The organism is Mesorhizobium sp. M7A.F.Ca.US.006.04.2.1, from assembly GCF_004022915.1.
GTDB lineage: Bacteria > Pseudomonadota > Alphaproteobacteria > Rhizobiales > Rhizobiaceae > Mesorhizobium > Mesorhizobium ciceri.
Genome location: NZ_RZQA01000409.1, coordinates 1 through 5,609, shown reverse-complemented (window position 1 = coordinate 5,609; position 5,609 = coordinate 1). Strand labels below are relative to the sequence as shown.

Genomic DNA, 5,609 nt, shown 5'->3' with positions numbered 1-5,609 from the left:
GGGCAACAGCATCCGGCGCCCCTACCTGACGATCGTCAGCCGCTCGGCCGCCCGCGTGATGGCGGTGTAGAGCCAGCGCTGGCGGGTTTCCTTGAAGGCCCAGCTTTCATCGAACAGCACGATCTCGTTCCACTGTGAGCCCTGCGCCTTGTGCACGGTCAGCGCGTAGCCATAGTCGAAATCGTCGAAGCGCTTCTTCTGCTGCCAGGGGATATCGGCGTCCGGATCCTCGAACGCCGCCTTGAGCAGCTTGATCTTGGCGACGCCGCGATCCGGATCGTCCTCTTCCGGCGACACCAGAAGGTTGATGCCGGGCTTCACCGTCTCGCGCGACGATGTCATCACCTTCCACAGCGAGCCGTTGAGCAGGCCCTTTGCCGGATCGTTGCGCAGGCAGACGAGCTTGTCGCCGGCCTGCGGATAGTCGGCGTTGAAGCCCTTGAGCTCGCGCAGCCGCTGATTGTAGCGGCGCCGCGTGCGATTGGTGCCGACCAGCACCTGGTCCGCCTTCAGCACCAGTTCCTGGGTAACGTCTTCCTTGCCGATCACCTGCGCCGTGCCATAGTCGCCACGCATGAACTCGCGGCCCTCGCGCACATCGAGCGCCAGCCGCAGGATCGGGTTGTCGCGCGCCTGCCGGTGGATTTCGGTGAGCAGAAAATCCGGCTCGTGGTCGGTGAAGAAGCCGCCGCCCGAGATCGGCGGCAGCTGGCCGGGATCGCCAAGCACCAGGATCGGCGTGCCAAAACTCATCAGGTCACGGCCGAGCTGCTCGTCGACCATCGAGCATTCATCGATGACGACCAGCTTGGCGCGCGAGATCGGGCTTTGACGGTTGAGCGAAAAGGTCGGCGACATCGAGGTCTTGCCGGTGACTTCGTCCGACACCGATTCCTCGCCTTTCGGCCTATAGATCAGCGAATGGATGGTGCGGGCGTTGACCGCGCCCTTGGAGCGCAGCACCTGCGCCGCCTTGCCGGTGAAGGCGGCGAACTGCACCTGGCCGTCGACATGTTCGGCGAAATAGCGCGCCAGCGTCGTCTTGCCGGTGCCGGCATAGCCGAACAGCCGGAACAGCTGCGGCTGGCCGATCTTCAGCCAGCGGGCGACCGCTTGCAGCGCCTCGTCCTGTTGGGGAGAGAATTCCATCAGCGCGAGAGACCGGATTCGCAAGGGAAAGACAAGACAGCCGCCATCATCATCGATGCGCCGGGACGCTTCAGTGCCGCCGACGGGTCAGGCTATCAGGCACAGACAAGAACGTAAAGGGAACAACCGACCACGTCGGCTGGAAGCGAAATTCAGGCAATGGCCATGGCGGCCCGCGGGTCGCGGTCGTCGGGTGGTAGCGGAACGGGAGCGTATCCGGCATAGCTGACGCTCAACCGTGCCTGCCCGTTCGAACAGGACCGGAGTGCATCCTCCAGCTTGGACATATTTCTAAGCGGCACTGTCGCGTTGACGACGACGACCACGCCGCGGATTTCCCGACTCAGGATCTGGCCACGGCGGCTTTGCAGTTCGGCGATGACGTTGCCGACATGGGTTGCTGAAGTCATTACTTCGACCTTCATGATCGGCTCGAGCAACTGCACGCCGAGGCGTGGCGCGGCTTCGCGAAAGCAGGCGCGGCCGGCGATCTCGAAAGCCAGAGCCGAGGAATCGGGATCGTGAAAAGCGCCATCCATCAGCAACGCCTTGACGCCGATCATCGGGAAGCCCGCAAATGGACCTGAGGACAATATGCTGCGCAGCCCCTTTTCGACGCCCGCAATGTATTCGCCATGAAGCGCACCACCGACGATCCTGGACTCGAACACGGAGTCCGCGCTGTCCGCGTTCGGCTCGAACATGATCTTGACGCGGGCGAACTGACCGGTGCCGCCGGACTGCCTCTTGTGCGTGAAGTCCTGCTTGTGCGTACGGGTGATCGTCTCGCGATAGGCCACTTGTGGAGAACCAATATTCACATCGACCTGGGACTCGCGACGCAGGTGGTCAATGATGATGTCGAGGTGGAGTTCGTCCATGAAGGCGATAATGGTCTGGCCCGATTCCTCGTCTTGCATGACGCGGAAGAAAGCATCCTCGTCCGCCAGCTTCGCCAAGGCGATACGCAGCCGCTCCTGATCGGCCTTCGATTTCGGCTCGATCGCGATTTGCAGCAAAGGCCAGGGCGCGGCAGGCTTTTCCATCATGGGGATATGGTCGCTGGTGGCCCCAATATTTGCAACTGAGTGCAGGAGCGAAATCCGGACTGAGATAACGGAAGACTAAACTGATCTTTTTGGCCTGGCTGCTCGCAGCCTGCTGTCAGGGTCCAGGATCGTTCTCCAGCAGGATCGGCTTGCCGTGCGGGGTGGCATGCGCGGCGCGTTCCCATGCCTCTGCCATCGCATCGACATCGGACTTGGCGGCCAGACCTTTTGAGGCAAGCAGCTTTTCCAACGCAGCCAGCCAATGTTCGTAATAATCATGGCCGTCCGCTGCGGCGCCCGGTCTCTTCACTTCTGCCGACAGTGCCTGCGCCCACTCGCTCCACGAAAACAGGCCCTTGTCGTGCAGCGCAACCGTCATGGCGAAGGCTTCGGCTTGCCATGGCTCGGCGAAAACAGGCGCATCGGCGCCCGGCGGCAAATCGGCGGGGCCATCACGCCGGCTCAAGATAGCTCTCCCAGGCGTCGATCGACACAACAAGCGTCGGGTCGGCGCCCTCGCCCCAGATCTCCGATCCTTCGAAAACCACGGTGTACACCCATTGCGGATTTTCGCCGTGTCCATGCGCGTTGCTGTCGGGAAAAACAAAACCGTCGTGCACCGCCTCGATCACGCCGTGCTTGCCGCGTGCGTAGCGCGGCAGCCGCGTGTGGCCGGTCGGGTTGAAGTTTTTGGTCCGCACGGCGTCGCCCGCCTTGAACCGCGCCGCTTGCGCCACCGGCCGGTCGCAAGGGCTGCCCTTGGCCAACACCGCGGGCACGTTTTCCGCCTTCAGCACCCTCTTGGGAGTCGCTGCTGGATCGACTGCCTTGCCCGCTTCGAGATCGCGCTGGCTGACGAAGCCATGGCGCTTTAACAGCACCTCCAGCGCCTTGATCCATATCTCGTAGTAGCTCGATGAATAGTAGACAGCCGGATGCAGCGATTCCCGTGCATGCCGGCTCTCGTCGATGTTCCACGCGCCCATGGCGCCGGCAGTCAGCGTCACGCCGAGCGCCCGCCTTTCCCAGGCGGCATGGAAGTAAGGTTCGTCCTTTTCCGGCGCGACCGGGCCGAACCCCATCTGTCCGCCGAGATCTTGCGGCCCGTTCATGCCGGCTGCCCCTCTATTCCAGGTCTTTGGGCCAGGCCGGTGCCGATCATCGCATCGCGGCTGACCAGCTCCGCCAGCCGCTCCTCGCTCCAGCCCTTGGTACCCTCGGGCCGCATCGGCACGACGAGATAGCGCAGCTCGGCAGTGGAATCCCAGACGCGGATTTTCTTGTCCGCCGGCAGCGTCAGCCCGAACTCCTCCAGCACGCCGCGCGGATCGATCACCGCGCGCGAACGATAGGGCGGCGCCTTGTACCAGACCGGCGGCAGGCCAAGCACCGACCACGGATAGCAGGAGCACAGTGTGCAGACGACGAGATTATGGGTGTCCTGCGTGTTGAACACCGCCTGCATGTGCTCGCCCTGGCGGCCGGTATAGCTTAGCGAGCCGATCGCCGCCGTCGCATCGCGCTTCAGCCAGTCGGCATAGGCTGGATCGCGCCAGGCTTTCGCCACCACCCTGGCGCCGTTGCGCGGCCCGATCTTCGTCTCGTAGGTGTCGACGATGACGTCGATCGCGGCCGGATCGATCAGACCCTTCTGGGCGAGGATCGTCTCCAGCGCACGCACGCGGGCGGCAAACGGATCGAGTTCGTTGTCGTGATCATGATCGTGTGACATGGCTACAAACTACGTTTGCAGTGATGCCGCTGCAAGCATGAGGGCTTGGGCCAGCGGACCATGGCGCCAGCTCTACCCCCTATTCGGCGGCCGCCCGCTGCGGCTCGGGCAGCATGTCTTCCCTGGGCTTGAACAGCGAGGGCTGATCCCCCGCTTCGACCGAGCCCGGCTCGCCCTTGCGCTTCGACCAAAGCCCCACCAGCCAGCCCGAGAAATTCTCCATGTAGACATAGATGACCGGCGTCACGAACAGGGTCAGTGCCTGCGAGGCAAGCAGGCCGCCGACAACGGCAACGCCCAGCGGCTGGCGCAGTTCGGCGCTGGCGCCGGTGCCGAGCGCAATCGGGAACGTGCCCATGAGTGCCGCCAGCGTCGTCATCATGATCGGCCTGAAGCGCATCAGGCAAGCCTTGTGGATCGACTCGGTCGCCGACATGCCTTCTCGTCGCAGTTCGAGCGCGACATCGACCATCATGATGCCGTTCTTCTTGACGATGCCGATCAGCATCAGGATGCCGATCACCGCGATGACCGACAGATCCATGCCGGCGAAGCGCAGCGCAACGACCGCTCCCAGCACGGCCGACGGCAGGCCGGTGAGGATGGTCAGCGGGTGGATGAAGCTTTCGTAGAGGATGCCGAGCACGATGTAGATGGTCAGGATTGCGCCGCCGATCAGAAAACCCTGGTTGGCCAGCGAATCCTGGAAGGTCTTGGCCGTGCCGGCAAAGGTCGTCGAGATCACCGTCGGCATGCCGATCTGCTCTTTCAGCGCATTGATGCGTGTCACGCTGTCGCCCAGCGCCACGCCCTGCGGCAGATTGTAGGAGATGGTCACGGCTGGAAGCTGGCCGAGCTGGTTGACGGTCAGGGCGCCGGCCGTGCGATCGACGCGGGCGAAGGCGCCGAGCGGAACAAGACTGCCGCTCGCCGTCCTCATCTGGATGGCCAGCATCCGCTCGGGCGACCACTCGATCTTGGGATCGAGCTCGGTGATGACTTCATAGCTGTCGGCCGAACCGAAGATGGTCGAAACCTGGTCGGTGCCGAACCCGCCATAGAGGGCGGAGCGCAACGTGTCGGTATCGATACCGAGTTGGGCGGCCTTGTCGCGATCCACCACCAGCGTCGCCTGCAGCGCATTGTTCTGCAGGTCGCTGGTGACGTCGGTGAAGTTCGCATGGTCGGCCGCCATCGCGTCGTTCAGTTTCTGCGCCCAAATATCGGTGAGGCCGGTATCAAGGCCCTGAACCACGAGCTGGTAGGCGCTTGCGGACGACCGCGAGCCCAGCCTCAAATTCTGCACCGGCTGCATGTAGGTCTCGATGCCAGCAACGCCGGCCAGTTGCTTGCGCAGATCCGCAAGCACCTTCTCTATATCGGGACGCTGGTCCTTGCCCTTGAGCTGGACGAAAAGCTGCCCCTGGTTGAGCGCGTTGTTGCCGCTGCCCGCCGACCACGCCACATGGTCGACATAGGGCGAATGCGAGAAGACGCTGGCGACCTGCCCTTGCAGCCTGGACATGGCGTCGAACGAGATGTCCTGGCGGGCGATGGTGGTCACCGATATCTGGCCGATGTCCTCCTGCGGGAAGAAACCCTTCGGCGAGATCTGGATCAGCCACACCGACGCTGCCGCGGTGCCGACGAAGACGAGGAACACCAGGAAGGTGTGCCGC

General features: G+C 63.4%; 5 protein-coding genes and 1 pseudogene. All 6 read right to left on the bottom strand.

Annotated features, from left to right (window positions below; translation table 11 throughout):
• Positions 1-21: 21 nt before the first annotated feature.
• Positions 22-1,149 (bottom strand): ATP-dependent RecD-like DNA helicase, encoded by a 1,128-nt coding sequence (locus tag EN925_RS20930; RefSeq protein ID WP_127369873.1) that lies wholly within the window; start codon positions 1,147-1,149, stop codon positions 22-24.
• A gap of 152 nt (positions 1,150-1,301) precedes the next feature.
• Positions 1,302-2,198: pseudogene (gene fusA, locus EN925_RS20925) on the bottom strand (elongation factor G); the annotation flags it as partial.
• Positions 2,199-2,313: 115 nt separating this feature from the next.
• Entirely contained in the window at positions 2,314-2,664 is a 351-nt protein-coding gene (locus tag EN925_RS20920; RefSeq protein ID WP_027160577.1) for a nitrile hydratase accessory protein, read from the bottom strand.
• Positions 2,651-3,310 (bottom strand): nitrile hydratase subunit beta, encoded by a 660-nt coding sequence (gene nthB / locus EN925_RS20915; RefSeq protein ID WP_027160578.1) that lies wholly within the window; start codon positions 3,308-3,310, stop codon positions 2,651-2,653. The genes EN925_RS20920 and nthB overlap by 14 nt, the downstream gene beginning before the upstream one ends.
• A complete protein-coding gene (nthA, locus tag EN925_RS20910) occupies positions 3,307-3,930 on the bottom strand; it encodes a nitrile hydratase subunit alpha (protein ID WP_127369810.1) in 624 nt (207 codons plus the stop codon). Before nthA ends, nthB begins: the two co-directional genes overlap by 4 nt.
• A 79-nt stretch (positions 3,931-4,009) precedes the next feature.
• Positions 4,010-5,609 (bottom strand): efflux RND transporter permease subunit (locus EN925_RS20905; RefSeq protein WP_164894305.1); only part of this gene is annotated, 1,600 nt, incomplete at its 5' end.

What these genes read in the sequence shown, in the direction of transcription:
- EN925_RS20930 (WP_127369873.1), bottom strand. Translation starts at nt 1,149, where the DNA reads ATGGAATTCTCTCCCCAACAGGACGAGGCGCTGCAAGCGGTCGCCCGC.
- nthB (WP_027160578.1), bottom strand. Translation starts at nt 3,310, where the DNA reads ATGAACGGGCCGCAAGATCTCGGCGGACAGATGGGGTTCGGCCCGGTC.
- nthA (WP_127369810.1), bottom strand. Translation starts at nt 3,930, where the DNA reads ATGTCACACGATCATGATCACGACAACGAACTCGATCCGTTTGCCGCC.